This window comes from Pseudundibacterium arcticum, from assembly GCF_042646465.1.
GTDB lineage: Bacteria > Pseudomonadota > Gammaproteobacteria > Burkholderiales > Burkholderiaceae_D > Undibacterium_A > Undibacterium_A arcticum.
The window spans coordinates 336,963-361,931 of the sequence record NZ_JBHRTP010000008.1 but is presented as its reverse complement, the minus strand read 5'-3'; the positions used below and the strand labels follow the sequence as shown (position 1 = coordinate 361,931).

Genomic DNA, 24,969 nt, shown 5'->3' with positions numbered 1-24,969 from the left:
CCGCATCATTGACACCAGCATGGTCGCGCGGATTGTTGCGGATGTAATACCAGGCCAGCAAACCGGCCAGTACGGTGCCGACCCCCGCCACCACAAACGCGATGCGCCACGAGCCGAGTGCCGTGATCAGCCAGGTGATCAGGATCGCGCCCAAGGCTGCGCCGAGCGGCGCGCCACCGTCGAGCAAGGTGGCACCGCGGCCGCGCTCGTTTTGCGTCATCCAGATCGCATTAAGCTTGCCGCCGGCCGGGTAAATCGGCGCTTCCGCCGCACCCAGGCCGAGGCGTGTCAGCAGCAATGCGGTGGAGGTCGTGCAGATCGCGGCAAGCGCCTGGAAGCCGCCCCAGAAGATGGTGGCGATCGCGATCACGATGCGGGGTTTGAAGCGGTCGGCCAGCATGCCGCCGGGGATTTGCATGAACGCGTAAGTCCAGAAAAACGAACTCAGGATCAAGCCCTGCATCGCGGGGCCGAGGTCAAACTCTTTCGCGATCAGCGGCATCGCGACGGACAGCGAGGCCCGGTCGATATAGTTGATCGAGATTAACAACAACATCATGAAGAAAATCCTCCAGCGTACGGAAGTTTTTCCTTTTAGTGCTACAGCGGTGGCATCGGTTGAGGTGCTCATTTTGTCTCCAGTTATGGTGTAGCCATTTTTCAAAGCAGGGTATTTTCTCTGCAGCAACAATAATATAATATTTAATACATAGTTACAAATACGCTAAGCTACTGATGTTAAAGGAATTTATAAAATTTAATTAAAATGTGTTAAGGTTTATTATCAAAAACTAGCTAAAGTGATGCGAAGTACCATGTTGATTGCCACGGAAGAAAAGACCAAAGCGCGTGCCGGCGGACGCGTGCGTCGTAGCGGGCTTTACACCGGGATTGCCGATCGGCTGCGGGAAATGATTCAGGAAGGCGAGCTGGCACCTGGCAGCCGCATCATGGAAAAAGAGCTGTGCGAATATTTCGATATTTCCAAAACGCCGCTACGCGAAGCGCTGAAGGTGCTGGTGGCAGAAGGATTGATTACGCACCGGCAACATCTTGGCTATCACATTGCCGCTATCGATATCGATGAAATCGAATCGATCTTCGAAGTGCTGCATGGCCTGGAAGACATCGCTGGTAGCTATCTCAGTACACGCGTGGACCAAGATGCCTTGTCAGCCATCGAGCGGAAGCATCAGGCGATGGTGCTGCATCATGCAAGTGGCAAGCGTGCTGCCTATTTTCGGCTGAACCAGGAAATTCATCAGATGATCATAGATGCGGTCCGCAATCCCACGCTGTCTGCGATCTATACCGGCCTGATGACAAAAATTCACCGTGCGCGCGGCATCGCCAATGCTGACTCATTCAGGTGGAAAGAGTCGCTGGCAGAACATGAAGCCCTCATTGAGGCCATGCGTGCATCTGACCAAGAGGCGCTCAGGCGCCTATTACGGGAGCATTCCGAGCATACCGCGCAGGAAGTGATGAAGGCGCTACGCCAACTGCCACGCGCTTGACGTTTTGTCATTGGCCGCGGAGCAATGGTTACCTTGCCACGAATCTGCGACTTCAGAATCTGCACGACTTCCGGATCTGCACCCGGTCAATCTCCGGTCCAGATTGCATGCGTTTTTCTTTCGTCATCGTGGACGAGTCCTTCATGACGGCGAGTGAGCACAGGCCTAGCCGAATAAAATTCAGACTTCAATGAATTTCGACACCAGCGTTGCCCGCTTGCAGAAAACACACAGCAAATAAAAAGCGTGCTTGCAATAAGCACTGTTTTTTTATACAGTACTGGCTGTGTGATAATTACTGAGCCAGGTTGTGGCTAATTCAGTGACTCACCGGTGATCCAATTCAGTAACCCAACAATTTAGTGCGCAATTTGAGACCCGCTGCCCACTTAACCACCGAAGGAACATGATGGACGATAAAAAATCCGCTCAAAGCCCCGAAAAGATTTCCGAAAAGAGCAAGGCCCTGGCCGCCGCGCTGGCACAAATCGAGAAACAGTTCGGCAAAGGTTCCGTGATGCGGATGGATTCCGGCGCGGTGGTGGAAGAAGTGCAGGTAGTGTCGACCGGTTCGCTCGGTCTGGACATCGCGCTCGGCGTCGGCGGTTTGCCGCGCGGCCGCGTGGTCGAAATCTACGGTCCGGAATCGTCCGGCAAAACCACGCTGACGCTGCAGACCATCGCCGAAATGCAGAAACTGGGTGGTACCTGCGCCTTTATCGACGCCGAACATGCGCTTGATGTCACGTACGCGCAAAAGCTCGGCATCAATCTGTCCGAGCTGCTGATTTCGCAACCGGACACCGGCGAACAGGCGCTTGAAATCACCGATGCGCTGGTGCGTTCGGGCAGCGTCGACCTGATCGTGATCGACTCGGTCGCCGCTCTGACGCCGCGTGCCGAGATCGAAGGCGACATGGGTGACTCGCTGCCAGGCCTGCAGGCGCGCCTGATGTCGCAAGCGCTGCGCAAACTGACCGGCTCGATCAACCGCACCAATACGCTGGTGATCTTCATCAACCAGATCCGGATGAAGATCGGCGTCATGTTCGGCAACCCGGAAACCACGACCGGCGGCAATGCGCTGAAGTTCTACGCGTCGGTCCGGCTCGACATTCGCCGCACCGGCTCGATCAAGGCCGGCGACGAGGTGATTGGTAACGAAACCAAGGTCAAGGTGGTCAAGAACAAGATCGCACCGCCGTTCAGGGAAGCGCATTTCGATATCCTGTATGGCGAAGGCACCTCGCGCGAGGGCGAAATCATCGATCTTGGCGTCGACGCCAAGATCGTCGAGAAGTCCGGCTCGTGGTACAGCTACAACGGCGAGCGGATCGGCCAAGGCAAGGACAATGCCCGAAATTATCTGAAAGAGCGGCCGGAACTGGCGTACGAGATCGAAAACAAGGTGCGCGCCTCACTCGGTGTGCGGGCATTGCCGCCGCTGCCAAAGGCCGAGCCGGTAGCCAAGGCGAAAGCCAAGCCGGCTGCAGCAGCATCGGCTGCCGCAACATCGGCTGCCGCAACATCGGCTGCCGCAACATCGGCTGCCGCAACGTCGGCTGTGGCAACCTCGGATGCGGCTGAAACGGAGTAAGTCGTATTGGTGGCGAAATGCCTGAATGGCGTTGCTGCGGCGACGCCATTTGTCCATTGGATTCAACCAAAAAATGTTCAGCATGATGCGTGCACCGTCCATCAGCCTGAAAGGCCGCGCGCTCAGATACCTGTCGGCGCGCGAACACAGCCGGCTGGAACTGGGCCGCAAGCTGGCGCGCTACGCGCAAGAGGGTGACGACGTCGAGGCGTTGCTCGATGCGCTGGAGGCGGCCAAGTTCCTGTCCGAGTCGCGCTTCTCCGAGTCGCTGGTCAATCGCCGCGCGGCGCGCTATGGCAATCAGCGGATTCTGTCCGAATTGCAGAGCCACGGCATCGACCCCGACACGCTGTCCAGCATCAAGTCGGGCCTGACGCAAGACGAAAACGCACGGGCCTGCGAAGTGTGGCGCCGCAAGTTCAATCGCAAGGCGCAGGATGCGAACGAGCGCGCGAAGCAAATGCGCTTTCTGCAACAGCGCGGCTTCTCACATCGGGCGATCCAGGCTGCGATGCGTGCAGCCGGGACCGCAGAAGATCCCGGCACCGACTGAGCCTGCGCCGTGCGTCGCCGCGAGTCATTCGTCGGTGATTACGTCAAAAAATCCGCGTTGCAACAACGGTCGCCGGCAGGGCAAATGGAATGGGCGCCTCCCCTCAAGGGGCGCTGATGAAACCGGTCGCAGGAAGTAAGGTGAGAGAACGGTTCTCACCGTCGACGGCATCAGCAAGTAGGATGGGTGCAACCCATCATTGCGGACGTGGATGATGGGTTGCACCCATCCTACTGCGCTCCATCTCCCTTGCGGGAGAAGGGGCCAGAAGCTAGAACCCTTATCCAGCAACCACCTTCATGCGATTACCCTGCAGGGGCGGGCGGAAATAGTTTTAATCATCCGGCTGTGCTACACTTTTGGGGTTTTTGCAGCGCCGCATGAGCGGCTGTTGCCGTAGAAGCTGCGGCAACGACACGCAAATGCGGCTTATCCAATATTGCCGTCCAGGTTTGCCGCTTCGGCGGCAATGGTCTTTATGCCCCTGTCATCATCCCATCCCCGGCGCGTGCTGAAGCATACGCGTGCGATTCAAGTCCAGGCGTTCGCTCGCGACGATGGACTGTGGGATATCGATGCCCATATCTCCGACATCAAAACCCGCGATACCAAGCTCGGCTCCGGCGTTCGTGCTGCCGGCACGCCGCTGCACGACCTGTGGCTGCGCATTACGATCGACACTCAGCTAACTGTCGTTGCGGCGGAAGCGGTGTCGGACGCGGTGCCTTATCCTGGCTTCTGCGATACCATCGGCGCGGCCTATGGCAAGCTGGTGGGCCTGAACCTGATGAAAGGTTTTCGCCGGGGCGTCACCGAACGCTTGGCCGGCATCGCCGGCTGCACCCATTTGACCGAACTGGCCTTGGTGTTGCCGACGGCAGCGATCCAGGCCTTTGCCGGGGAAGTGATCGATACCCGCGATGGGGCGCAAGATGATGCCCAGCAGCGTAAGCCGTTTCAACTCGACCGCTGTCACGCCTTGCGTTCCGATGGCGCGGCAGTCGCGCAATATTATCCGCGGTGGGCACTCAAACCGTCCGCCGAATCTAAATCTTAATCCAGTTTTTTATACCTAAGCGTCTGAAGGGAAGCTCGCATGAAAATCCATGAGTATCAGGGTAAAGAAATCCTCCGTAAATTCGGAGTGACGGTTCCACGCGGCATTTCGTGCATGACCGTGGAAGAAGCGGTCAAGGCGGCCGAAACTCTGGGCGGCCCGGTCTGGGTCGTCAAGGCACAGATTCACGCCGGCGGCCGCGGCAAGGGTGGCGGCGTCAAAGTCGCGAAATCGCTCGAACAGGTCAAGGAATACGCGAGCCAGATCATGGGCATGCAGCTGGTGACGCACCAGACCAGTCCGGAAGGCCAGAAAGTGCGCCGTCTGCTGGTCGAAGAAGGCGCCGACATCAAGAAGGAACTGTATGTCAGCATGGTGACCGATCGCGTCAGCCAGCGCGTGGTGCTGATGGCATCCTCCGAAGGCGGCATGGACATCGAGGAAGTGGCAGAAAAGCATCCTGAGCTGATCCACCAGATCGCGATCGATCCGGCCGTCGGCCTGCTTGACGCCGAAGCCGATGACATCTCGACCAAGATCGGCGTTCCGGCCAGCTCGCTCGCCGATGCGCGCGTCCAGCTGCAAGGCTTGTACAAGGCGTTCTGGGAAACCGATGCCTCGCTGGCCGAAATCAATCCGCTGATCCTGACCGGCTCCGGCAAGGTGATTGCGCTCGATGCCAAATTCAATTTCGACGCCAACGCCTTGTTCCGTCAACCGGAAATCGTCGCCTACCGCGATCTGGATGAAGAAGATCCGGCTGAAATCGAAGCCTCCAAATTCGACCTAGCGTACATCTCGCTCGACGGCAACATCGGCTGTCTGGTCAATGGCGCCGGTTTGGCGATGGCGACCATGGACACCATCAAGCTGTTCGGCGGCGAGCCGGCCAACTTCCTCGACGTCGGCGGCGGCGCCACGGCGGACAAAGTGACCGAAGCGTTCAAGCTGATGCTGAGGAATCCGGGTCTGCAGGCGATTCTGGTCAACATTTTCGGCGGCATCATGCGCTGCGACGTGATCGCCGAAGGCGTGATCGCCGCCTCCAAGGCGGTGCACCTGCAGGTGCCGCTGGTGGTGCGTATGAAGGGCACCAACGAAGACCTCGGCAAGAAGATGCTGGCTGAATCCGGTCTGCCGATCATCTCCGCTGACACCATGGAAGACGCCGCGAAGAAGGTCGTCGCTGCTGCCGCAGGCAAATAATAAGGAAATTACATGAGCATCCTGATCAATAAAGACACAAAAGTCATCACCCAGGGCATCACCGGCAAGACCGGCCAGTTCCATACCCGCGGTTGCCGCGACTACGCGAACGGCAAGAACGCCTTCGTCGCCGGGGTGAACCCGAAGAAAGCCGGCGAAGATTTCGAGGGCATCCCGATTTACGCCACCGTCTCCGAAGCCAAGGCCGCCACCGGCGCCAACGTGTCGGTGATCTACGTGCCGCCAGCCGGCGCTGCGGCAGCGATCTGGGAAGCGGTCGAAGCCGAGCTCGATCTGGCGATCTGCATCACCGAAGGCATCCCGGTGCGCGACATGATGGCGCTCAAGGACCGCATGGCCAAAGCCGGCAGCAAGACCCTGCTGCTCGGACCGAACTGTCCCGGCCTGATCACGCCCGACGAAATCAAGATCGGCATCATGCCTGGCCATATCCACAAGAAGGGCCGGATCGGCGTGGTATCGCGCTCCGGTACGCTGACCTATGAAGCGGTCGGCCAGTTGAGCGCCCTCGGTCTGGGTCAATCGTCGGCAGTCGGCATCGGCGGCGACCCGATCAATGGTCTCAAGCACATCGACATCATGAAAATGTTCAATGACGATCCGGATACCGATGCGGTCATCATGATCGGCGAGATCGGCGGTCCTGATGAGGCCAATGCGGCGCGCTGGATCAAGGACAACATGAAGAAGCCGGTGATCGGTTTCATCGCCGGCGTCACCGCGCCTCCGGGCAAGCGCATGGGTCACGCCGGTGCGCTCATTTCCGGTGGTGCCGACACCGCGCAAGCCAAGCTCGACATCATGGAAGAATGCGGCATTACCGTGACCAAGAACCCGTCTGAAATGGCGCGCTTGTTGAAAGCAGCGCTGTAATCGTTCTGTGCGTCAGCAATAAACTATGGGGAGCTTCGGCTCCCCATTTTTTTGTACCTGGCCAACCTCATGTCGCCATCGCAAGGACAAGACTTCCCCTTCCAGGAGAAGGTTGGGGGGATTCCTTCCCCTTCAAAGGGAAAGTTGGGAGGACTTCTTCCCTTTCAAAGGGAAGCTTGGGAGGACTCCTTCCCCTTCAAGGGGAAGGTTGGGATGGGGATGGGTTACAACCGCACCGCTGAACCATCCTCCCGATTTGCCAGGATCGAATGCCGATAGCAGCGCGCTTGGCCGGAATCAGGAATGCGAGTGTTTAGCTATTCTGTGCAACGTCAGGTAATCTGACAGGCATGGATTTCTTGCTTGATTTGAATTGGCTGGCAATCGGTCAGATCATCCTGATCGATATCCTGCTCGGCGGCGATAATGCGATCGTGATTGCGATGGCCTGCCGTAATTTGCCGCCGGATTTGCGCACCCGTGGCATGCTCTGGGGTACCGTCGGCGCGATTGTAGCCCGCGTCGTGCTGATCGGATTCGCTGTCAACCTGCTGAATCTGCGCTATATAAAACTGGTCGGCGGTGTCGTATTGTTCTGGATCGGCGTCAAGTTGCTGGCCAGCGACGACGCCGCGCACCCGGAAATCGCCGGCAAGGACCGGTTGCTGGCGGCGATCCGGACCGTGATTGCCGCCGATCTGGTGATGAGCATCGACAATGTGATTGCCGTCGCCGCGACCGCGCAAATGGCGGGCGGGCAGTATCAATTGGCGCTGGTGGTGTTTGGTATCCTGATCAGTATCCCGATGATCGTCTGGGGCAGTGCCATGATCCTGAAGCTGATGCAGCACCTGCCGTGGATCGTCGATGGCGGTGCTGCATTGCTGGGCTACGTTGCCGGCCAAATGATATTCTCCGACGTGGCACTCAGGCCGTGGTTACACGCACAACTGCCGCAGCATCAATATGCGGTGCCAGGCAGCGATCTGTCTGTGAGCGTGCCGGGGCTGATTGTCGCAGCCGCAGTGCTGATCGTGGGTAGAATCATCAGAAAAAAGGGATAAAGGATGGCGCAGAGATTAGCGCATCACCCATATACTCATCGGATTTTGCCCTGTTATCGCAATTAAATAAACGGGATTGAATGCATACTGGCACATTGTTAGCGCGTTGCCGCAACCAAAATTCTTGCGGCAACCAACGCTGACCAACCCGGACTAACGAAGACAGATTCTGGATCGATAACGCCATGACCCACACCGTCAAGCTGGAAATGGCCGCAGCGTCCGATGTCGGCCTGATCAGGACGCATAACGAGGACAGCATCGCGTTCAGCGCCGAGGTGAGTCCCGGCTGCGGGTTTGCGATTCTGGCCGACGGCATGGGTGGCTACAACGCCGGAGAAGTCGCCAGCGCGATGGCAACCAGTATCGTGCGGGACGCGCTGCAGCATCATCTGCAGCCATTAAGGAGTGCGCAATCAGCCCCGGCGCCCATACCGATGCCAGTGCGCCACCTGTGGCTGAGCGAAGCGATCGAGGCCGCCAATGCCGCGATTCTGCAGGCCGCGCTGAAGGAGCCGCAGTATCGCGGCATGGGCACCACCATTGTGGTCGCGCTGCTGCGGGGCGATCTACTGACGCTGGCGCACGTCGGCGATTCGCGCGGCTATCGCTACCGCGGTGGCAGGCTCGAACAACTCACGCGCGACCACTCGTTGTTGCAGCAGCAGATCGATGCCGGTCTGATCACGCCCGAGAGCGCGCCGTTCTACCACCACAAGAACATCATCACGCGTGCGGTAGGCGTCGACCATCTGGTCCAGAGCGAACTGCACGACATTCCAATCGAGCCCGGCGATATCTATGTATTGTGCTCGGACGGATTATCCGACATGCTAACGGCTGCACAGATCGGGACCGTCCTGATGGGCTGCGCCGGCGGCGCGGATCTCGACGACGCCTGCAAGACCTTGATCGATGAGGCCAATGCCCACGGGGGGCACGATAATATCTCCGTCATTTTGATCAAAATACTGGCGTGATCGGGAATACGGTTCAACCACCCAGAATTATGTATAGGGGCCATTCCGCGAAGGGCGAGGACGATTAACCGGAAATCGCCGGGCAATCGCATGAAGATCCGCACGAACATTGGAGCTGCCGGGTTGAGTTCCCTCCCCCTTGCAGGGGGAGGGTTAGGGGCGCAGCAGGGAATTCAGGAGGCGTGCCTCCTGCCTGCGAAGCGGTATCCGCTTGCAAGCGGATATGCGCACTGCAAGTGGGGTAGTGCGGTCGATGAATGATGCACGTTGCCGATCGACCTTCCTACCCCCAATCCCAACCTTCCCCCTGCAAGGGTACGGGGCGAGAAGCCTTAGCCGGCAACGATCTTTATGCAATCTCCCTGCCGGCAATCAGCGGCCCCAAACCTGGCCCAATAATCGAAAAGAACAGGAGAACAGGAATGGCAAAAATCATCGTGACGCTCGGTGGCAAGGTTTTGCAGGAGCTGGCGCTAGGGCACGGCAGAATCAGCATCGGGCGTCGCCCGAACAATGACATCGTGCTCGATAACCTCGCCATCAGCGGCGAGCATGCCGTCATCGTCACGGTGGCACACGACTCCGTCCTGGAGGATCTGCACAGTACCAACGGCACCCTCGTCAACGGCCAACCGGTCAAGAAGCATTTCCTGCAAAACAATGACGTGATCGAACTGGCCAAATACCGGATCAAGTACCTGTCTGAATTATCTGAGTTGCAACATGAACAAGCTGTGCAACAGGTCGACGCAGCGGTGCCGGGCGCAGACGCGATGCCAGCGACCGGTCTGCTCGCCACAATCACGGTGTTGAACGGTGCCAGCGCCGGCAAACAGCTGGTGCTCAGTAAAGTCCTGACCACGCTCGGCCGCGCCGGCGTGCAGGTCGCGGTGATCAGCCGCCGCCAGCAGGGCTATTTTCTGTCCCATGTCGAAGGTGCCAGCACCCCGCTGGTGAATGGGCAATCGATCGGCACGCAGACCGAGTCGCTCGCGGATGGCGATGTGATCGAGCTGTCCGGCACCACAATGCAATTTTCAGTGAAGGATGCGACCAGCAATTGACGGCATCCGGGTTGGGTGAGCAGATTGACAATTTATTGCTCTAAGTAATGTTTTTTACGGTAAACGTTGGGAAGATGACAAAAAATGTCAGTCAGAGACAAAAAATGTTGCTCAAGAATGGAATCAGGATATCGATCCACCTCGAAACCCCTTTTTTATGTGGGTACATCGATTGCTATACAGAAACTGAGCAGACTTTCTGTCCATTCCCAAAATTCTAGGAAAAGCAAATGAAATCGATGCAACTGAAGAAACGTGCAACGCGAGGCTTTACCCTGATTGAATTGATGATCGTGGTGGCGATTATCGGTATCTTGGCGGCGATTGCGCTTCCGCAATATTCCAGCTATACGTCGCGCAGCCGCGCCGCCGGTGCAGCCACAGAGCTGGATAGCCTGAAAGAAGCAATTTCTGAATGCTTTCAGACGAATGGCAACTTTACTGGCTGCACAACAATGGGCACTGGAACCATCCCAAATGTGGTGGTATCGAAATTCGTCACCGTGCTACCTACTATTGATGCCGTCACTGGTGTGATTGCGACCACGACAACTGGCGCAACGCTGTCCGATGGAACGCCTTTGAGTTACATATTGACTCCAAGCAATACTGCGAGTCAGGCGAACATGATTTGGAACGCATCTGGCACGATTTGCAACTTGAGTCGCGGCCTGAAACCTGGTCAAGGTGGTTGCCCATAATTAATGTGTGTTTGATGTGGCAATTTTGTCAGTAGTGCATTTTTTTCGCGGTGCCTTGGAACAATTGACAAGATTCGGCGCATCACACCTTGATTTTGCACTATTTTTTCATTATTTCACAACGCCATACAAGAAACGCCCATTTTTTCACCTGGCACGCTGATTGCTTGAAAGAAACTTAGCAGCTGGCTGCCCATTCCCAAAATCCTAGGAGAAGCAAATGAAATCGATGCACATGATGAAACGCGCACAACGTGGCTTTACCCTGATCGAATTGATGATCGTTGTCGCGATTATCGGCATTCTGGCGGCGATTGCGCTTCCACAATATTCCAACTATACGTCGCGCACCCGTGCCTCTGGCGCGGCGGCGGAATTGGAGACCCTGAAATCAGCCATTTCTGAATGCTATCAAACAGACGGCGCCTTTACTAACTGCGTGACTCAAGGTACCGGCCCTATCCCAACGGTAGCAACATCTAAGTTCCTTACAGGCGCAACCCCAGTTTCAGTTGCTGCCACTGGTGTAATTACCGTTGCAACAACTGGCGCAACTCTCAATGACGGAACTGCATTGAGTTACGTCCTGACCCCAACAACTACTGCCGGTCAAGCCAACATGGCTTGGAACGCGTCTGGCACAATCTGTAACGCTACCCGTGGTCTGAAGCCTGGCCAAGGTGGTTGCCCATAAAACGTATTTAGTCAAAAAACAACCCGCTACGGCGGGTTGTTTAGTTTCTAGCCACCATTCCTCTTTAAGTCATTTTTCGATTTGCCATGTCCTGATTCCGCGCCAGTGGTTTTCATTTTTTGCTCAGCGTGGTCATCGGGCTCATTATTCGCCTTGTACTGGTTCATCAGGTATGGTGTGCCGCTCGCCAATGATGATGTGATCGAACGATCCACCACCCGAATGCAATTTTCAGCAAAGCGCGCGACAGTCAATTGTCAGTACTCAGGCGGGGTGAGCAAGCTGACATTTTTTTGCTTCGGACAATGTATTCAACGACAAACATTGGAAGAGTGACAAAAAACGTCAGTGAAAAACAAAAAATGTTGTTCCATATGCTCATTTGCATCTTAATTCACCCAGAAAATCCTCTTTTTGCGCTGGCACGCTGATTGCTGTAAAGAAACTGAGGCGGATATGTTCTGCCCATTCCCAAATTCCTAGGAGAAGCAAATGAAATCGATGCACATGATGAAACGCGCACAACGCGGCTTTACCCTGATCGAATTGATGATCGTTGTGGCGATTATCGGTATTCTAGCGGCGATTGCGCTTCCACAATATTCCAACTATACGTCGCGCAGTCGTGCCTCTGGCGCGGCGGCGGAATTGGAGACCCTGAAATCAGCCATTTCTGAATGCTATCAAACAGACGGCGCCTTTACTAACTGCGTGACTCAAGGTACCGGCCCCATCCCAACGGTAGCAACATCTAAGTTCCTTACAGGCGCAACCCCAGTTTCAGTTGCTGCCACTGGTGTAATTACCGTTGCAACAACTGGCGCAACTCTCAATGACGGAACTGCATTGAGTTACGTCCTGACCCCAACAACTACTGCCGGTCAAGCCAACATGGCTTGGGACGCGAGTGGCACAATCTGCAACGCTACCCGCGGCCTGAAGCCTGGCCAAGGCGGTTGCCCATAAGTCTGCCGATGTAAAAACAACAACCCGCTTCGGCGGGTTGTTCGCTTTCAAGCTCACAATTCCTTCTATAACTCATTATTCGATTTATCATGTCCCGCTTTCGTGCCAGTGGTTTTCATTTTCTGATCAGCTTCATTGTTGGACTGGGGCTGTTAGCTTTGTGTTGGTTCATGTGGTATCCGGCGCCGATGTTAATGGCGATTGGTGGCCAGCAGATATTTTTACTCGTGGTCGGCATAGATGTGGTGCTCGGACCTTTGCTCACGCTGGTCGTGTTCAAGGTCGGCAAGAAGTCATTGAAATTCGACCTGGCAGTCATCGCCTTGCTGCAACTTGGCGCGATGGTGTATGGCGTCAGCACTTTGCTTGAAGCGCGCCCTGCCTATGTGGCGGCGCTCGGTGACCAGTTCCAGGTAGTGCAGGCGTCCGAGTTGACCGATGCGAATCTGGCCAAGGGAAAGACAGAATTGCCATGGTGGGGGCCGCGCTGGGTAGGTACCAAGGCGCCGACCGATCGATACGATATTGACCAGGCCCACGCCATTGCCGCATTCGGCGCTGGACGTGGTCACTTGCCGCAGCTACATGTCGCATATGCATCGATGAGTGCGGAAATTCTGCAGCAAGCGCTGTCGATCGACGCACTTAAAAAACACAATGCCGGCGGCGCCGGAGAGATCGATGCGTGGTTGGCCAAACGCGGCTATAGCGGCCAAACGGCGAAGTTCCAGCCAATCAGGATCAGCGCATCGGAATTCGTCGTGATGCTCGACGCCAAGACCGCTGCAGTGATCGGCATTGCGCCGTTCAAGCCATAATCGGTTGGGAGGCGTGGGCACGATGTGCCCACGCCGATATCGGTCGCTAATCGGTCCAATCCCCCGACTTTCCGCCATGCTTTTCCAGCGCCCGCACAACGGCCATCACCATGCCGCGATCGACGCCCTTGCACATATCGTAAATCGTCAATAAGCCGACCTGTACCGCGGTCAGCGCTTCCATCTCGACCCCGGTCTTGCCGTGGGTTTCCACCTGTGCGGCGCAGTGCATGCTCGATCGTGGCGCGTCGACGCCAAATTCAACCGATACCTTGGTCAGCGCCAGCGGATGGCATAGCGGGATCAGGTCGCTGGTACGTTTGGCGGCCATGATGGCGGTGATCCTTGTCATCAGACCAACGCCGAATCAGAATGCCGTCCAACGGGTTTACATTTCCTCGATAAGAGCTATATAATAAAAATTATATATGGGGTTTCTATGCTTACATTCAAAGTCACGACGGTTGGCGCTTCCGAGGGATTTATCCTGAACAAAGAAGCCAAGGCCAAGCTCAATGTTCAGAAGGGCGATACGTTGTATCTGACCGAGGCGCCGGACGGCGGTTTGCGGATCACGCCCTACAATCCGGACTTTCAGCGGCAGATGGTGTTGGCCGAACAGATCATGCATGACGACCGTGAAATTTTACGGGCGTTGGCTAAATGACGGCTTGGCGCTGGGTTCGGAGCGATCTGGTTTATGCTGTGCACGAAATCCAGCTGGCACGACATGGCGGGTTGGATGGTATTCGCGATAAAAATGCGATCGAATCTGCGTTGGCCCGGCCGGAACAGCTCGCTGTCTACGGCAAACCAACACCGGACGCAGCCGATCTCGCCGCAGCCTACGCTTATGGATTTGCGCGTAATAATGGCTTTAGCGGTGGCAACAAGCGCACTGCCTGGGTCGTTGCTCGCGTGTTTTTGGCAGACAACGGTGTGATTCTCCAATTCTCCGCAACCGACGCGATTCTTACGATGGAGGCGGTCGCGGGCGGTCAGCTGGACGAGAAGCAGCTGGCGAATTGGTTTCGACAACGCATTGCATAATTCGCTTGTGAGACGGGGACGGTGTCCACACGATTGGCCACCCTTGCGATCAATTCTCGTCCGCCACCCAATCCCCCGACTTCCCGCCATGCTTCTCCAGCACCCGCACCTCGGTCCTCACCATGCCGCGATCGACGCCCTTGCATATATCGTAGATAGTTAAGAAGCCGACCGGCATGGCAGTACAAGCTTCGCTTGAAACCATTGCTGCGCTTGGGTTTGCTGCTGGTGTGACGTTTAGATCGTCAATCAGAATCTGGCTAAATTCATCGATCTTGTCCAATGCATTTGGACAGAATTTTGGCAGGATTTTGGCCCAGTCCTGTTGACAGGTTCCGTGCCATTGTTGTGGTGGAGCGGATGAGGATCGAACTCACGACCTCTGCATTGCGAACGCAGCGCTCTCCCAAACTGAGCTACCGCCCCGATATTCTGCAATTCTAATAACAATTGGGATTCGCCGCCAGTGGTCACGCTGAAGACGAATTGAGACAGTCATTTACATCGCCACCGGCGTGAATGCCTATCAAGTTTCAGTCGGGCGAAATGTCCGGGACAACGCGCAGCCAGCCGTTCGGACAATATTGAATCTGCGGGTAATAACCACTAGGGTCAGTGCAGTAATAACTGTAATTTACGCCGGGTGCAACATAAACTGGCGGGTATTGCTCGGTGTACAGAGGAGGAGCGTAGTAGATTGGCGCCCAAAAAAAGGATCGCCGATGATGATGACCCTGGAATGCCGATCAAAATGGTGGAACCTGCCAAATCCATGGGGACGTACAAACCCTTGGTGGGGTTCAAACCCACGATGAAACCCATGATGCTCAAATCCTTGGCGCGCCTCCGGACCCCCATGACCATGCATGCCATCTGAGTTGCGCGCCGCAGCAAAACCAATGCCCATGGACAATGTCAGCGCGACTGCTGCCAACCACAAAACCATAAGCTTCTTCACGACAACACCTTTTACTGCTATTGCGTTGTTAGCGATTATTAAATTTCCGTCCTCCTATGTTCACTATAGATACTGCTCTTGGAACGACCAATACAAATCAGTAACGATTGATACGAGTTGTGTCAATCTCGAATAAGACGCGATGGCTTGAGGGCACCGGATCGTTCCATTGATGCTGCGGTTGTTAATTACGCTCTGTTGCTGCCGTCTGCGTTTCTTTGCCCATTGCAGGCAAAACCCTGCGCACAAACTTGCGCTCCTGGCCGACGTTTACTCATAAAACAGACATGGCAAGGTACGAAAGCTTGGCGAAAAAAAGAGTGGCGCTGCGGCCACTCCTTCATTTTCCTAGTCGGTCGCAACGTCGCAATTGCGCGACGACAACAACGGCGGAAACCTACGAACAGGCTTTCTTGCGCTTCGGATGATTGCCTTTGGCCCTAGCGTCGGCTTCGCTCATGTATGCGCCGGTTTTAGTTGTGCCGTAGTATTTGGCGCCGCGGCAGTAATAGGTATTGGAAGCGGTATTCACCCATACCCTGCCATGACCGCCGCCTGGCGCGGCTGTTGCTGGTAATTTGTTCGCGGGTTTTGTTGCCTGCTTCGTCGCGGTAGTCGTCGTTGCAGTCGTTGCCGGTGCCGCAGGATTTGCCGTCATCGCCCCATTCGTTGCTGCGGGGACCGGTGCCGACGTTGCCGGCTCTGTAGGGGGAGTTGCAGTGGAAGTTTGCGCGAAGCCATGGGCGGACATCAGAAACCCGGCACTCAGTGCAAGCGACTGCATGAATAATTTCATGGTCTTCCGATTTAACATTTTAGTTATCTGGCGTCATTTTTAGCCGACGAGACATCTACGTCGATCAAACGACCCTCACGGCTTACTTGACCGCACCGACGGGTATATTACGACCGCATTTTAGGCCGGTGCATTTGCGGCAGACTACTTTGTGTGTACGACATCGTGATGGTGCTTCACATAATGATGATGATGCTTTGCATGACGCACCTGCTTCGCGCGGTCATGATCGTGATGCTCCTACCCATACTCGGGCTAGTGTCACAGTTTGACCAGCTGTGTTCAGTGCGCAAACGGCAAGGCATGGAACCAGCATTTAATCGTCATGGCCACGGTGTTCGCCATTGTCATGGTCACGGCGCCCATCATGGCGGTCTTCACGGTGATGGCGTTCGTGCCACTGCTGCTCCTGCCATTGACGAGCCCTGAGCTGACGCTCACGCCAGTCGTGATCCCGTCCCTGTTCAATATAAACGGGACGTGCTTCCACATAGACCGGCTCCGGCTGCACATAGACGGGACGCGGTTGCACATAGACCGGCTCCGGCTGTACATAGACGGGTCGCGGTTGCACATACACCGGGGCTGGGAACAGGCCAGGAATGCCGATATTCACGTCCACATCAACACGTCCTGCCATGGCTGGCGCCGCCGCCATCATTAAGGTGGCGCTTGCGATCAATCCTGCGGCAATGGTGAGATATTTTTTCATGAGGGTTTCTCCTTGGGTGATGGTTCTATTCAATCCAGAATCGCCTTGCGTTCCCACCCTGCATGGGTAACTACCGTGACAAGACATTTCATCGATCAAAAAAGTCGTCTGGTCAAACATTTCCTTGTTTGATACGCCCATATTTTCCTAGATCTGGAAATGAAAAAGACAGGGCGAGCCTGTCTTTTTTGGCGCTAATTACTTGATTACTTCGGTGCGACTTCTTTAGCATCCGCCTTGGCTTCGATAGCGTGTGCTGTGGCTTTCGCTTTAGCGGCTTTACGGTGTGCCTTCAGTTTCGTTTGCTTGGCGTCCTGTTGAGCGTCCGCCACTGTTGCATCGGCCTTGACGTCAGTTTTCAATTCCTTGGCGTCGGCTTTGACGACGGCTTTCGTTTCTTTCGCATCAGCTTTTACAGCTTTGGTGCTTGGCGCGGCTGGCGCTACTGGTGCAGACGGCGCTGCAGCTTGAGCGAAAACAGAAGTAGCGAACAAGCCGGCGATCAGAGTAGCGAGCAATTTATTCATTTGTATTCCCTTACGTTATCTTGAATGACTCAGGTGATTCCTGAGGGCATGCGCCAAAAAACGACTGGCATAAGGGTAGCGTTGACCGCTATTACAACCAGTTACATTTTGGTATGCATCAGGGCTGGCAAGGGGGATACTTTGACCCATGGGGGAAATTCTTGGAATGCAATCAGGTTCGTTATTGCGATAACGCTTGTCAACAAATGAGGAAGACTGACATGGCCAAATTTTGGGTCAAGATAATTCTCGCAGTTGCAATATTTTCGATTGCTCCCCTTGTTGGTCTTGCCAACGCCGCCGACGATCAAGGCATCGATGTATTCGTGAAAAAAGTCGGTGAATTAGTAATTGTCGACGCAGCCTTTAATGTGCCGACCACCCAACGGCAGGCATGGAATGTGCTGGTCGATTATGAGCACATGACGCGGTTCGTACCGAACTTGCGCACAAGCATAGTCGTGGAGCGTGGCGACAGTAGGCTGCGTGTGTCGCAAACCAGTACAGTGCCATTTGGATTTCTGTCGATGTCAGTTGATACGGTACGAGACGTTGACCTGAAACCTTACAGTCAAATCCGATCGCACGTAATTAGCGGCACGCTGAAAAAAGGGGATGCGACGACAAGATTAATTGATCAGGGAAGCAGCACGCATATCGTCTACCACAGTGAAACAATTTCAGGTACATGGATACCACCTGGCGTCGGACTCCGATTCATTCGCACGAATATACGAGACCAGATGAATGCATTGCGCAGTGAAATGATAAGACGGCAAAGTTCAGGAAGCTGACCCAAATGCCGTTCAGTTAAGAAAATGTCTGGCTCGGAGCGTACCCTTCGATACGGGGCGCTGCCCCTACTCAGGGCGAACGGTTTTCTTTAAATTTCACAAACACCCGTTCGTCCTGAGTAGGAGCGCAGCTCCGTATCGAAGGAAGGAAGCGCGCAAGCATAAGAATTTGCCTTAACTGAACGGTATTAGGGAGTTGCCCCCCTTTACGGCAATCACATTTGCGTGGTACGTCAATGCAACCTCACCGCTCCATGGCAATGCTTGAATTTTTTACCCGAGCCACAGTAACAAGGGTCATTGCGTCCGATCTTCGGCTGCTGGCGTCGAATTGGTTGCTGCACACCTTGCATGCGCGCCGGCGCAAAGTATCGGTAGATTCCGAGAATTGATCCCGCCATGTGAGTAATAAGGCTTTCCCGATTGTCCTCAGAAATCGGCTCTGGCCTTAGTTCCGGGTCATCATCGTGTTCGAAGTGCAAAGCCATGACAGGTATCATGAGGCCGCCATTTTCCTCATCGTTGATCAGCCCAGACCAACTTTCCGGCCGCAACTGCACTCCAAGCATATAGCCATGAGCCCAATCGTTGGCGTGGCACTTTCCGGTTTCGTCTTCAAACAAGATCGGAAGGTAGATTTCATCCTGAAGCAAGGTCCCCACAATGTGGTTCCAGTGCTGATAAAGAAACCCCAGAATTTCGCTGAATTGCTCTTCTGTACTGAATTCTGGAATATCACCCCCGAACACATAGGGTAAATACTCGCTGGGCATCACCAGTTCAGGACCTGCAATCAAGGCACAGAAAAAACCGTCGATTTCTTCAAGACCCATCGCATCGTCAACCGAATCGAGGAACGCTTCAAGCTGGTCCCATTTGTTCGTCGGTCAGTGCAGTTGATGTTTGTTGTGGCATGGATGGCATAGTGTGTCTACTGCTTTAATGGGCAATCGTGCGGCTGGATGAGGGAGTCTTCGCAAGCTGGTTGGCAAAGCGACGATAATGTAATTTTTTAGCTAAGGAGCCACCCAATCCCCCGACTTTCCCCCGTGCTTTTCCAGCACCCGCACATCGGTCATCACCATGCCGCGATCGACCGCCTTGCACATATCGTAGATGGTTAATAAGCCGACCTGCACCGCGGTCAGCGCTTCCATCTCGACCCCGGTCTTGCTGTGGGTTTCCACCTGGGCGGTGCAGTGCACGCTCGAGCGCGCCGCATCGACGGAAAATTCAACCGATACTTTGGTCAGGGCCAGCGGATGGCATAGCGGAATCAGGTCGCTGGTGCGTTTGGCGGCCATGATGGCGGCGATCCGGGCGATGCCCAACACGTCGCCTTTTTTCGCGGTGCCGGCTTCGACGATCGCCAGCGTTTCAGGCTTCATGCGGATCGTGCCGGCGGCGATGGCGATGCGATGGGTGTCGTTCTTGGCACCGACGTCGACCATGTGGGCCTGGCCGCGCGCATCAAAATGGGTCAATCCCGCTGTATTTTCCGCGGCGTCGCCGGTGTTGGGTGATTCGGGTTGATGGCTGGTCATGGGGGTGGAGTGATATCAGAGGGAAAGCGCAGAGTGGAACAAATCGCGACTGCGGGTATCATAGCATCGTGAAAAATAATCGCCTTTTTGCCGCCATGAAACCATTGTCGCGCCTGTTGAGGACGACCTTGCTGGCCGTCCTGTGCGGATTGCCGCTGGCGACTGCGCCGGCAATCAGCGCCGCGCAGGGCCATCCGAATCTGCCGAATCTGGGCGATACCGAGCGCGAGGAATTGTCGCCGCTGCTGGAGCGCAAGCTGGGCGATGAGATCATGCGCGATATCCGGCGCGACCGCGATTATCTGGACGATGCGCCGCTGCTGGAATACCTGAATAATTTCGGCAGCGGCCTGCTGGCGGTGCGGCCCGATGTCCGCGGTGAAGCCGGTTACGATTTCTTCTTCTTTGCGGTGCGTGATCCGGCGCTGAATGCCTTTGCGCTGCCGGGCGGCTTCATCGCGGTGCATTCCGGCCTGATCCTGGCCGCGCAGACCGAGTCGGAACTGGCATCGGTGATGGCGCACGAGATCGGGCACGTGGCGCAGCGGCATATTGCGCGGATGCTGGGCAAGCGGCATCAGGACGCCCTGATCCCGCTGGCGTCGGCTGTGCTCGCGATCCTGTCGGCCCGTGCCAACAACGGCGGCGATGCACCGATGGCGATTCTGGCTGGCGGTCAGGGGCTGGCCCTGCAGCGGCAGCTCAATTTCAGCCGCGACGCCGAGCGCGAGGCCGACCGGGTCGGATTTCAGATTCTGGGCGAGGCGGGATTCGATACCTCCGGCATGGTGGCCTTCTTCGGGCGCTTGCAAACCGCCGCCCGTTCCTACTCGGATGCGGTGCCGCCGTTCCTGCTGACCCATCCTTTGACCACCGAACGCATCGCCGATATTCAGGCCCGCATCCGCAGCCAGCGTTACAAGCAGCGCGCCGACAGTCTGGACTTTCATCTGATCCGGGCTCGCGCGCGCATCTTGCAGGATGGTTCGCCACAGGCCCTGCGCGACGCCGCGGCGGTGTTTGACAATCAGCTGGCGCAAAAAATCCGCACCCAGACTGCGGCCGCGCAGTATGGACTGGCGCTGGTCGCGTTGCGCCAGGGCGCGTACGACAAGGCGCAGAGCCTGTTGCGGCAGGGGCGCACGAGCGCCGCCGCAGGCCAGGGCGCCAGTTCGAATGCGATCTTTGCCAATCTGTCGATTGAGATCAAGCTGGCCGCCGCGCATGCGGCCGATGCAGTAGAGGAAGCGGAAACGGCGCGCACCCAGTTTCCCCTGTCGCGCGGTTTGGCGTATCAGTATGCGCAGGCGCTGACCGCGGCAGGGCGACTGGACGATGCGACGCGGTTCTTGCGCGACCAGACCCAGTTGTATCGGCAGGAGCCCAAGCTGTATGAGCAACTCGCCAGTATCTATGCGGCGCAGGGCAAGCAGGCGCAACAGCATATGGCACTGGCCGAATCGTATGCACTGGCAGGCACGTTGCCGTCGGCGCTGGAGCAGCTGTCGATCGCGCGGCGCGCGCCGGATGCATCGTTCTACGATCAGGCCGTGATCGATGCGCGCGAACGCGAGATGAAGGCGAAGCGGAAGGAAGAACTGCAGGATAAGAAGAAGGACTAGCGGGTCGTATCGCGCGCTTCCGTGGGATGGGTGCAACCCATCATGGGGCGGCGTCGGCGGGTTGCACCCAACCACCTATTAAACCGGGTCTGGTTGCGGCAACCGTACAAAGCCGAACTGGGCGGGGATCGCTGCCTGTCCGATGCGTCGCACCACGTGCTGCGTACCGCCGCAGGTCAGCGTCAGCTGCGCCGCCGGCACTTGGTCCTGTCCCGCACCCGCCACCCATGCCATCAAGTCGTCGTCGCTGACGGTCGCGCCATTCATGCGCAACGCGGTCATGCATTGTGTCATGTCGCGGTCGTCGAGTTGCGCGAGCTTGTCTCCGCTTTGCAGCAATAACTGACCGGTGTCGCTGAGCCAGAGCGCGTCGATGGCGGTCAGGGCTTCGCCGGTCTGCAGCACGAAGCCTTGCACCGGATCGGTATGCGCGATGTAAGGACATGCTTCCAGATTGACGTAGACCCGCTGTGGCCCGTTCTGGAAATACCAGCGGCCCTGTGGGTCCGGTGCGTAGTTGCGATTGATGAAGCCGATCAATGCCGCATGCACCAGCTTGTCGCCCGGCAGATTGTGCTGTTGCGCACGTTCGTCACGCATGCGCCAGACGCCGCGCGCGTCCAGCGCCAGCCAGCCGTAGCAGTGCGGCACATTCGGCCATTTGGCCAGTGCCTGTTGAACGATCGCGTCCATCCTCAGGAGCGGTCCAGATAGTTTTTCTGGTTGGCCGAGCTGTCGCCGTTTTGCAGGAAGCTGATCACGCGTTGCGGCAACCAGGTGAGGCGGCCGGGCAGGGCGCCGACCGCGAAGCCGACATGGCCGCCTTCCATCGGATAGTCCAGCGTGACCGACGACGATGCCCGGCGCGGCAGATGGTGGCCGGGCAGGAACGGGTCGTTGCGCGCGTTCAGCACCAGGGTCGGCACCGTGATGTCGGTCAGTACATGCTTCGCGCTGGCGCGGTCCCAGTAGTCGTTGGTGTCGCGATAGCCGTGCAGCGGCGCAGTGACGACATTGTCGAATTCATACAAGTCGCGTGCGCGCAGCATGCGATCGCGGTCGAACAGGTCGGGGTATTGCTGCAGCTTGTGCAGGCATTTCGGCTTCAGCGTTTGCAGGAACATCCGCGTGTACAAGCGATTGAGTCCGCTCGCCAACGCGACCCCACCTTGCGCCAGATCGAGCGGCGCCGAAATCGCGCAGGCGGCATCGACGATCTCGGCCTGGTGTTGCGATTCGCCGAGCCAGCGCAGCAGCGCGTTGCCGCCGAGCGAGACGCCGACCACGTAGAAAATGCCCTGGTGCCGTGCGCGCAGCCGACGCAGAATCCAGTTGACCTCGGCCGCATCGCCGGAATGATAGAAGCGCGGCGCCAGATTCATCTCACCGGAGCAGCCGCGGAAATGCGGTACTGCGCCGGACCAGCCGCGCGCCGCGATGTCGGCCATCAGCGCGCGCGAATAGTGGCTGTCGGACGAGCCTTCCAGCCCGTGAAACAGCACGATGAACGGTTGACCCGGCTGCCCGTCAACGAAATCGACATCGACAAAGTCGCCGTCCGGGGCATCCCAGCGTTCGCGCCGGTAGCCGATGACCGGCTTCGCGATGCAGGTAGCGGGATAAATCGTCTGCAAATGGCCGCTGGGCAGCCAGCGTGGTGGGTTATACGTCATAACAGATATTTTCCTGCGGTAACCGGTGGCGACGATTGCGCGATCGCAAAGGCCGGCTCGCCTGTGTGAAAAGGCAACGGCAGCAACGATGCTCCAGGAGCGTGTCGGAGTTACGGAATCGACGCGAAACTACGCTGAACCAGGGCAGATTTTGCCCGATGTGCGGCGTCGATCGCGCGCTAAACGGCGGCCTAACGAGTAAAAAGCCGGTGACACGAGCCCGCTCGGCGACGTTAACTGCCGATTCGCCGTAAGTTCGACCGGCTCCCAGGGAAAACGGTGGCGGCGCTCAATGCAGCAGCGACGCTTTCGGCGCCTCCTGTTGCGCCTTGCCTGGCGCCACCGACGCATGGTGCGCGACGATGCGCCAGCCGTGCGGCGTCTTGACGAATACATTGGTCGCCAGGATGTGCATGTCGGACTGGGCGCCGGCCCGCTCCTTGACCTCCTCGACCACGTTGTGGATCGCGCTCATCAGGTTGTGGGTTTGATGCAGCAGGACCGGGTTGATGTGCACGCCGCCATTCTCGAAGATCGCCTCCCACGACGCCCGGATCGCCGCATGACCGAGCAGCCGCGGCGCGCCCGGATGGATGCAGACGATCTCTTCATCATCGGCCCACAAGGCCATCAGCGCCTCCAGATCGGCGCGGGCAAGCGCGTCGTAAAACGCGGCCTCGGTTTCGGTGGCGCTTCCATTGAGTTGTTGTCCGCGTGGCATGCTGGCTCCGGGGCTGTGGTTTTCTGTAAATACAGGGTGGTGTATTAAATTACCCGCATGTAATTCAAGGGGGATAAGCCAAATTCGGCATATACCCCCTTCAAATCAGGTATTTTGGCGTCGGTTTGGCTGCGCCGGGAGAGTCGCACACTCAGTGCGCATGCACCACCGCGCCCGGCGCCAGCCGGTACACGGTGCCGCAGTACGGGCATTTGGCTTGACCGGTCGACGCCACGTCGAGGTAGACGCGCGGATGCGACGACCATAGCGGCATCGCCGGGTGCGGGCAGTAGGCTGGCAGGTCCTTGCCGTCGAGTTCGACCGTGTTCATTTTTGCTGTGACTTCTTGCATGCTTGTCCTATTGTGGCGCTTGGTGCCGCTGCGAGGCGGTCACCGGCTTAAGTAAAATTAAGTGAAGATTTAGTACGGATTCGGTAAAGGTTCAGTACGGGTTCAGTAAAGGTTCAGCGCGGCTGATTCGTCGCTGCTTGGTTTGGCTGTCGTGCCTGAGATTTATACCAGCGTCAGCCAATGCCGGTATTGCGGTGCCTTGCCGGCCACCACATCGAAGAACAGCGCCTGCAATTGCGCCGTCACCGGGCCGCGCCGGCCGTCGCCGATCTGGCGGTTATCCAGTTCGCGAATCGGCGTCACTTCGGCCGCGGTGCCGGTGAAGAAGGCTTCGTCACAGCAATACACTTCGTCGCGCGTGATGCGTTTTTCGATCACCGCGATACCGAGATCGCGCGCCAGCGTCAGCACCGCATCGCGCGTGATGCCGTCCAGGCAGCTGGCCAAATCCGGCGTGTACAGTTTGCCGTTCTTGACGATAAACACATTCTCGCCCGAGCCTTCCGACACATAGCCTTCGGTGTCGAGCAGCAATGCCTCATCGTAGCCATCGGTCAGCGCCTCCTGATTGGCCAGGATCGAATTGATGTAATAGCCGCTGGCCTTGGCGCGCACCATCGAGACATTCACATGGTGCCGCGTGAACGATGAGGTCTTGACGCGGATGCCCTTGGCCATGCCTTCCTCGCCCAGATACGCGCCCCACGGCCACGCCGCGATCGCCACGTGGACGGTGTTGCCTTTGGCCGAGATGCCGAGTTTTTCGGAACCGAGCCAGACCAAAGGCCGCAGATAGCATGATTCGAGCTGGTTTTCGCGCACTACCTGCTGCTGCGCGCGCATCACCGTGTCGATATCGAACGGGATCGTCATCTGGAAAATCTTGGCCGAGTTGAACAGACGCTGGGTATGTTCCTTGAGCCGGAAAATTGCGGTGCCTTCGTCGGTCTGGTAGGCGCGTACGCCCTCGAATACCGCCATGCCGTAATGCAGCGAATGCGTCAGCACATGGATCTTGGCGTCGCGCCAATCGACCAGGCTGCCGTCCTGCCAAATTTTTCCGTCGCGGTCGTCCATCGACATGCTGATCTCCCTGACAAGGCAAGGCC

Annotated in this window: 29 protein-coding genes, 1 tRNA gene and 4 pseudogenes; 17 read left to right on the top strand and 17 right to left on the bottom strand. The window is 57.0% G+C overall.

Annotated features, from left to right (window positions below):
- Window positions 1-631 (bottom strand): MFS transporter (locus ACFOFO_RS04690; protein ID WP_390330951.1); only part of this gene is annotated, 631 nt, incomplete at its 3' end.
- A 172-nt stretch (window positions 632-803) separates the two neighbouring features.
- On the opposite strand from ACFOFO_RS04690, the gene ACFOFO_RS04685 reads away from it, so the two are divergent.
- The 11 genes and pseudogenes from ACFOFO_RS04685 (at window position 804) to ACFOFO_RS04635 (ending at window position 11,327) form a co-directional block, all read left to right on the top strand.
- Window positions 804-1,517, top strand: a complete 714-nt coding sequence (locus ACFOFO_RS04685; RefSeq protein WP_390326744.1) for a GntR family transcriptional regulator — start codon at window positions 804-806, stop codon at window positions 1,515-1,517.
- A gap of 409 nt (window positions 1,518-1,926) precedes the next feature.
- Window positions 1,927-3,015: pseudogene (recA, locus tag ACFOFO_RS04680) on the top strand (recombinase RecA); the annotation flags it as partial.
- Window positions 3,016-3,199: 184 nt separating this feature from the next.
- Window positions 3,200-3,667, top strand: a complete 468-nt coding sequence (gene recX, locus ACFOFO_RS04675; RefSeq protein ID WP_390328236.1) for a recombination regulator RecX — start codon at window positions 3,200-3,202, stop codon at window positions 3,665-3,667.
- A gap of 478 nt (window positions 3,668-4,145) precedes the next feature.
- On the top strand, window positions 4,146-4,724 hold the full coding sequence (locus tag ACFOFO_RS04670; RefSeq protein WP_390326741.1) for a DUF2889 domain-containing protein: 579 nt from the start codon (window positions 4,146-4,148) through the stop codon (window positions 4,722-4,724).
- A gap of 39 nt (window positions 4,725-4,763) precedes the next feature.
- Complete coding sequence (gene sucC, locus ACFOFO_RS04665; protein ID WP_390326740.1) at window positions 4,764-5,930, top strand: ADP-forming succinate--CoA ligase subunit beta; 1,167 nt, start codon at window positions 4,764-4,766, stop codon at window positions 5,928-5,930.
- A gap of 12 nt (window positions 5,931-5,942) precedes the next feature.
- Window positions 5,943-6,824 carry a succinate--CoA ligase subunit alpha gene (gene sucD, locus ACFOFO_RS04660; protein WP_390326738.1) on the top strand — a complete coding sequence of 294 codons (882 nt, stop codon included), beginning with the start codon at window positions 5,943-5,945 and terminating at the stop codon, window positions 6,822-6,824.
- 350 nt (window positions 6,825-7,174) lie between these two features.
- Entirely contained in the window at window positions 7,175-7,888 is a 714-nt protein-coding gene (locus ACFOFO_RS04655) for a TerC family protein (protein ID WP_390326735.1), read from the top strand.
- Window positions 7,889-8,073: 185 nt separating this feature from the next.
- Window positions 8,074-8,868 carry a Stp1/IreP family PP2C-type Ser/Thr phosphatase gene (locus ACFOFO_RS04650; RefSeq protein WP_390326733.1) on the top strand — a complete coding sequence of 265 codons (795 nt, stop codon included), beginning with the start codon at window positions 8,074-8,076 and terminating at the stop codon, window positions 8,866-8,868.
- 422 nt (window positions 8,869-9,290) lie between these two features.
- On the top strand, window positions 9,291-9,932 hold the full coding sequence (locus ACFOFO_RS04645) for an FHA domain-containing protein (protein ID WP_390330950.1): 642 nt from the start codon (window positions 9,291-9,293) through the stop codon (window positions 9,930-9,932).
- Window positions 9,933-10,162: 230 nt separating this feature from the next.
- Complete coding sequence (locus tag ACFOFO_RS04640) at window positions 10,163-10,633, top strand: pilin (RefSeq protein ID WP_390326729.1); 471 nt, start codon at window positions 10,163-10,165, stop codon at window positions 10,631-10,633.
- 220 nt (window positions 10,634-10,853) lie between these two features.
- The gene (locus tag ACFOFO_RS04635) at window positions 10,854-11,327 is read left to right on the top strand and encodes a pilin (RefSeq protein WP_390326726.1); all 474 of its coding nucleotides are present in this window, start codon (window positions 10,854-10,856) and stop codon (window positions 11,325-11,327) included.
- A gap of 47 nt (window positions 11,328-11,374) precedes the next feature.
- Here the strand turns inward: ACFOFO_RS04635 and ACFOFO_RS04630 are convergent, their stop codons facing one another.
- Window positions 11,375-11,581 (bottom strand): hypothetical protein, encoded by a 207-nt coding sequence (locus ACFOFO_RS04630; protein WP_390326724.1) that lies wholly within the window; start codon window positions 11,579-11,581, stop codon window positions 11,375-11,377.
- Window positions 11,582-11,819: 238 nt separating this feature from the next.
- On the opposite strand from ACFOFO_RS04630, the gene ACFOFO_RS04625 reads away from it, so the two are divergent.
- Both ACFOFO_RS04625 and tfpZ read left to right on the top strand, forming a co-directional pair.
- A complete protein-coding gene (locus ACFOFO_RS04625) occupies window positions 11,820-12,293 on the top strand; it encodes a pilin (protein ID WP_390326722.1) in 474 nt (157 codons plus the stop codon).
- Between the two features lie 89 nt (window positions 12,294-12,382).
- Complete coding sequence (gene tfpZ, locus ACFOFO_RS04620; RefSeq protein WP_390330948.1) at window positions 12,383-13,111, top strand: TfpX/TfpZ family type IV pilin accessory protein; 729 nt, start codon at window positions 12,383-12,385, stop codon at window positions 13,109-13,111.
- A gap of 46 nt (window positions 13,112-13,157) precedes the next feature.
- On the opposite strand, the pseudogene ACFOFO_RS04615 reads toward tfpZ, so the two are convergent.
- A pseudogene (locus ACFOFO_RS04615) lies at window positions 13,158-13,463 on the bottom strand (cyclic pyranopterin monophosphate synthase MoaC); the annotation flags it as partial.
- A gap of 87 nt (window positions 13,464-13,550) precedes the next feature.
- Here ACFOFO_RS04615 and ACFOFO_RS04610 point away from each other — a divergent pair.
- Both ACFOFO_RS04610 and ACFOFO_RS04605 read left to right on the top strand, forming a co-directional pair.
- Window positions 13,551-13,778: an AbrB/MazE/SpoVT family DNA-binding domain-containing protein gene (locus ACFOFO_RS04610; protein ID WP_390326717.1), complete on the top strand. Its 228-nt coding sequence runs from the start codon at window positions 13,551-13,553 to the stop codon at window positions 13,776-13,778.
- On the top strand, window positions 13,775-14,161 hold the full coding sequence (locus tag ACFOFO_RS04605; protein WP_390330946.1) for a type II toxin-antitoxin system death-on-curing family toxin: 387 nt from the start codon (window positions 13,775-13,777) through the stop codon (window positions 14,159-14,161). The genes ACFOFO_RS04610 and ACFOFO_RS04605 overlap by 4 nt, the downstream gene beginning before the upstream one ends.
- 49 nt (window positions 14,162-14,210) lie before the next feature.
- Here ACFOFO_RS04605 and ACFOFO_RS04600 read toward each other — a convergent pair.
- From ACFOFO_RS04600 to ACFOFO_RS04575, 6 genes and pseudogenes are all read right to left on the bottom strand, one after another.
- Window positions 14,211-14,363 (bottom strand): annotated as a pseudogene (locus ACFOFO_RS04600) (cyclic pyranopterin monophosphate synthase MoaC); the annotation flags it as partial.
- A 147-nt stretch (window positions 14,364-14,510) separates the two neighbouring features.
- Window positions 14,511-14,587, bottom strand: a tRNA-Ala gene (locus ACFOFO_RS04595).
- 208 nt (window positions 14,588-14,795) lie between these two features.
- Complete coding sequence (locus ACFOFO_RS04590; protein WP_390326713.1) at window positions 14,796-15,119, bottom strand: hypothetical protein; 324 nt, start codon at window positions 15,117-15,119, stop codon at window positions 14,796-14,798.
- A gap of 397 nt (window positions 15,120-15,516) precedes the next feature.
- Window positions 15,517-15,915 (bottom strand): signal protein, encoded by a 399-nt coding sequence (locus ACFOFO_RS04585; RefSeq protein ID WP_390326711.1) that lies wholly within the window; start codon window positions 15,913-15,915, stop codon window positions 15,517-15,519.
- A 316-nt stretch (window positions 15,916-16,231) separates the two neighbouring features.
- On the bottom strand, window positions 16,232-16,627 hold the full coding sequence (locus tag ACFOFO_RS04580; protein ID WP_390330944.1) for a hypothetical protein: 396 nt from the start codon (window positions 16,625-16,627) through the stop codon (window positions 16,232-16,234).
- Window positions 16,628-16,833: 206 nt separating this feature from the next.
- Window positions 16,834-17,154 (bottom strand): hypothetical protein, encoded by a 321-nt coding sequence (locus tag ACFOFO_RS04575; protein WP_390330942.1) that lies wholly within the window; start codon window positions 17,152-17,154, stop codon window positions 16,834-16,836.
- Window positions 17,155-17,375: 221 nt separating this feature from the next.
- Between ACFOFO_RS04575 and ACFOFO_RS04570 the strand changes: the two genes are divergently transcribed.
- Window positions 17,376-17,948 carry an SRPBCC family protein gene (locus ACFOFO_RS04570; RefSeq protein WP_390326703.1) on the top strand — a complete coding sequence of 191 codons (573 nt, stop codon included), beginning with the start codon at window positions 17,376-17,378 and terminating at the stop codon, window positions 17,946-17,948.
- Between the two features lie 233 nt (window positions 17,949-18,181).
- Here ACFOFO_RS04570 and ACFOFO_RS26565 read toward each other — a convergent pair whose 3' ends face one another.
- The 3 genes and pseudogenes from ACFOFO_RS26565 to moaC all read right to left on the bottom strand — a co-directional run bounded on the left by ACFOFO_RS26565 (window position 18,182) and on the right by moaC (window position 19,492).
- Window positions 18,182-18,301, bottom strand: a complete 120-nt coding sequence (locus ACFOFO_RS26565) for an SEC-C metal-binding domain-containing protein (protein ID WP_449369364.1) — start codon at window positions 18,299-18,301, stop codon at window positions 18,182-18,184.
- Window positions 18,302-18,319: 18 nt separating this feature from the next.
- Window positions 18,320-18,808 (bottom strand): annotated as a pseudogene (locus tag ACFOFO_RS04565) (UPF0149 family protein); the annotation flags it as partial.
- A 156-nt stretch (window positions 18,809-18,964) separates the two neighbouring features.
- A complete protein-coding gene (gene moaC, locus ACFOFO_RS04560; RefSeq protein ID WP_390326699.1) occupies window positions 18,965-19,492 on the bottom strand; it encodes a cyclic pyranopterin monophosphate synthase MoaC in 528 nt (175 codons plus the stop codon).
- 95 nt (window positions 19,493-19,587) lie between these two features.
- On the opposite strand from moaC, the gene ACFOFO_RS04555 reads away from it, so the two are divergent.
- Window positions 19,588-21,114 carry a beta-barrel assembly-enhancing protease gene (locus tag ACFOFO_RS04555; protein WP_390326697.1) on the top strand — a complete coding sequence of 509 codons (1,527 nt, stop codon included), beginning with the start codon at window positions 19,588-19,590 and terminating at the stop codon, window positions 21,112-21,114.
- Window positions 21,115-21,192: 78 nt separating this feature from the next.
- Here ACFOFO_RS04555 and ACFOFO_RS04550 read toward each other — a convergent pair whose 3' ends face one another.
- The 5 genes from ACFOFO_RS04550 to ACFOFO_RS04530 all read right to left on the bottom strand — a co-directional run bounded on the left by ACFOFO_RS04550 (window position 21,193) and on the right by ACFOFO_RS04530 (window position 24,943).
- Window positions 21,193-21,807, bottom strand: coding sequence for a DUF2946 family protein (locus ACFOFO_RS04550; protein WP_390326695.1), 615 nt, complete (start codon window positions 21,805-21,807; stop codon window positions 21,193-21,195).
- A gap of 2 nt (window positions 21,808-21,809) precedes the next feature.
- A complete protein-coding gene (locus ACFOFO_RS04545; protein ID WP_390326693.1) occupies window positions 21,810-22,787 on the bottom strand; it encodes a YheT family hydrolase in 978 nt (325 codons plus the stop codon).
- A gap of 289 nt (window positions 22,788-23,076) precedes the next feature.
- Window positions 23,077-23,508: a YybH family protein gene (locus ACFOFO_RS04540; RefSeq protein ID WP_390326691.1), complete on the bottom strand. Its 432-nt coding sequence runs from the start codon at window positions 23,506-23,508 to the stop codon at window positions 23,077-23,079.
- A 151-nt stretch (window positions 23,509-23,659) separates the two neighbouring features.
- The gene (locus ACFOFO_RS04535; protein WP_390326689.1) at window positions 23,660-23,860 is read right to left on the bottom strand and encodes a zinc-finger domain-containing protein; all 201 of its coding nucleotides are present in this window, start codon (window positions 23,858-23,860) and stop codon (window positions 23,660-23,662) included.
- Between the two features lie 162 nt (window positions 23,861-24,022).
- Window positions 24,023-24,943, bottom strand: a complete 921-nt coding sequence (locus ACFOFO_RS04530) for a branched-chain amino acid transaminase (protein ID WP_390326687.1) — start codon at window positions 24,941-24,943, stop codon at window positions 24,023-24,025.
- Window positions 24,944-24,969: the final 26 nt, after the last annotated feature.

Coding starts and splice junctions, on each gene's coding strand:
- ACFOFO_RS04550 (WP_390326695.1), bottom strand. CDS start 21,807: ATGGACGCGATCGTTCAACAGGCACTGGCCAAATGGCCGAATGTGCCG.
- tfpZ (WP_390330948.1), top strand. CDS start 12,383: ATGTCCCGCTTTCGTGCCAGTGGTTTTCATTTTCTGATCAGCTTCATT.
- ACFOFO_RS04655 (WP_390326735.1), top strand. CDS start 7,175: ATGGATTTCTTGCTTGATTTGAATTGGCTGGCAATCGGTCAGATCATC.
- ACFOFO_RS04605 (WP_390330946.1), top strand. CDS start 13,775: ATGACGGCTTGGCGCTGGGTTCGGAGCGATCTGGTTTATGCTGTGCAC.
- ACFOFO_RS26565 (WP_449369364.1), bottom strand. CDS start 18,301: ATGCAAGGTGTGCAGCAACCAATTCGACGCCAGCAGCCGAAGATCGGA.
- ACFOFO_RS04540 (WP_390326691.1), bottom strand. CDS start 23,508: ATGCCACGCGGACAACAACTCAATGGAAGCGCCACCGAAACCGAGGCC.
- ACFOFO_RS04685 (WP_390326744.1), top strand. CDS start 804: ATGCGAAGTACCATGTTGATTGCCACGGAAGAAAAGACCAAAGCGCGT.
- moaC (WP_390326699.1), bottom strand. CDS start 19,492: ATGACCAGCCATCAACCCGAATCACCCAACACCGGCGACGCCGCGGAA.
- ACFOFO_RS04535 (WP_390326689.1), bottom strand. CDS start 23,860: ATGCAAGAAGTCACAGCAAAAATGAACACGGTCGAACTCGACGGCAAG.
- ACFOFO_RS04570 (WP_390326703.1), top strand. CDS start 17,376: ATGGCCAAATTTTGGGTCAAGATAATTCTCGCAGTTGCAATATTTTCG.
- ACFOFO_RS04585 (WP_390326711.1), bottom strand. CDS start 15,915: ATGAAATTATTCATGCAGTCGCTTGCACTGAGTGCCGGGTTTCTGATG.
- sucC (WP_390326740.1), top strand. CDS start 4,764: ATGAAAATCCATGAGTATCAGGGTAAAGAAATCCTCCGTAAATTCGGA.
- ACFOFO_RS04610 (WP_390326717.1), top strand. CDS start 13,551: ATGCTTACATTCAAAGTCACGACGGTTGGCGCTTCCGAGGGATTTATC.
- ACFOFO_RS04575 (WP_390330942.1), bottom strand. CDS start 17,154: ATGAATAAATTGCTCGCTACTCTGATCGCCGGCTTGTTCGCTACTTCT.
- ACFOFO_RS04635 (WP_390326726.1), top strand. CDS start 10,854: ATGAAATCGATGCACATGATGAAACGCGCACAACGTGGCTTTACCCTG.
- ACFOFO_RS04545 (WP_390326693.1), bottom strand. CDS start 22,787: ATGACGTATAACCCACCACGCTGGCTGCCCAGCGGCCATTTGCAGACG.
- ACFOFO_RS04650 (WP_390326733.1), top strand. CDS start 8,074: ATGACCCACACCGTCAAGCTGGAAATGGCCGCAGCGTCCGATGTCGGC.
- ACFOFO_RS04555 (WP_390326697.1), top strand. CDS start 19,588: ATGAAACCATTGTCGCGCCTGTTGAGGACGACCTTGCTGGCCGTCCTG.
- ACFOFO_RS04645 (WP_390330950.1), top strand. CDS start 9,291: ATGGCAAAAATCATCGTGACGCTCGGTGGCAAGGTTTTGCAGGAGCTG.
- ACFOFO_RS04530 (WP_390326687.1), bottom strand. CDS start 24,943: ATGTCGATGGACGACCGCGACGGAAAAATTTGGCAGGACGGCAGCCTG.
- ACFOFO_RS04670 (WP_390326741.1), top strand. CDS start 4,146: ATGCCCCTGTCATCATCCCATCCCCGGCGCGTGCTGAAGCATACGCGT.
- recX (WP_390328236.1), top strand. CDS start 3,200: ATGCGTGCACCGTCCATCAGCCTGAAAGGCCGCGCGCTCAGATACCTG.
- ACFOFO_RS04580 (WP_390330944.1), bottom strand. CDS start 16,627: ATGAAAAAATATCTCACCATTGCCGCAGGATTGATCGCAAGCGCCACC.
- ACFOFO_RS04640 (WP_390326729.1), top strand. CDS start 10,163: ATGAAATCGATGCAACTGAAGAAACGTGCAACGCGAGGCTTTACCCTG.
- ACFOFO_RS04625 (WP_390326722.1), top strand. CDS start 11,820: ATGAAATCGATGCACATGATGAAACGCGCACAACGCGGCTTTACCCTG.
- sucD (WP_390326738.1), top strand. CDS start 5,943: ATGAGCATCCTGATCAATAAAGACACAAAAGTCATCACCCAGGGCATC.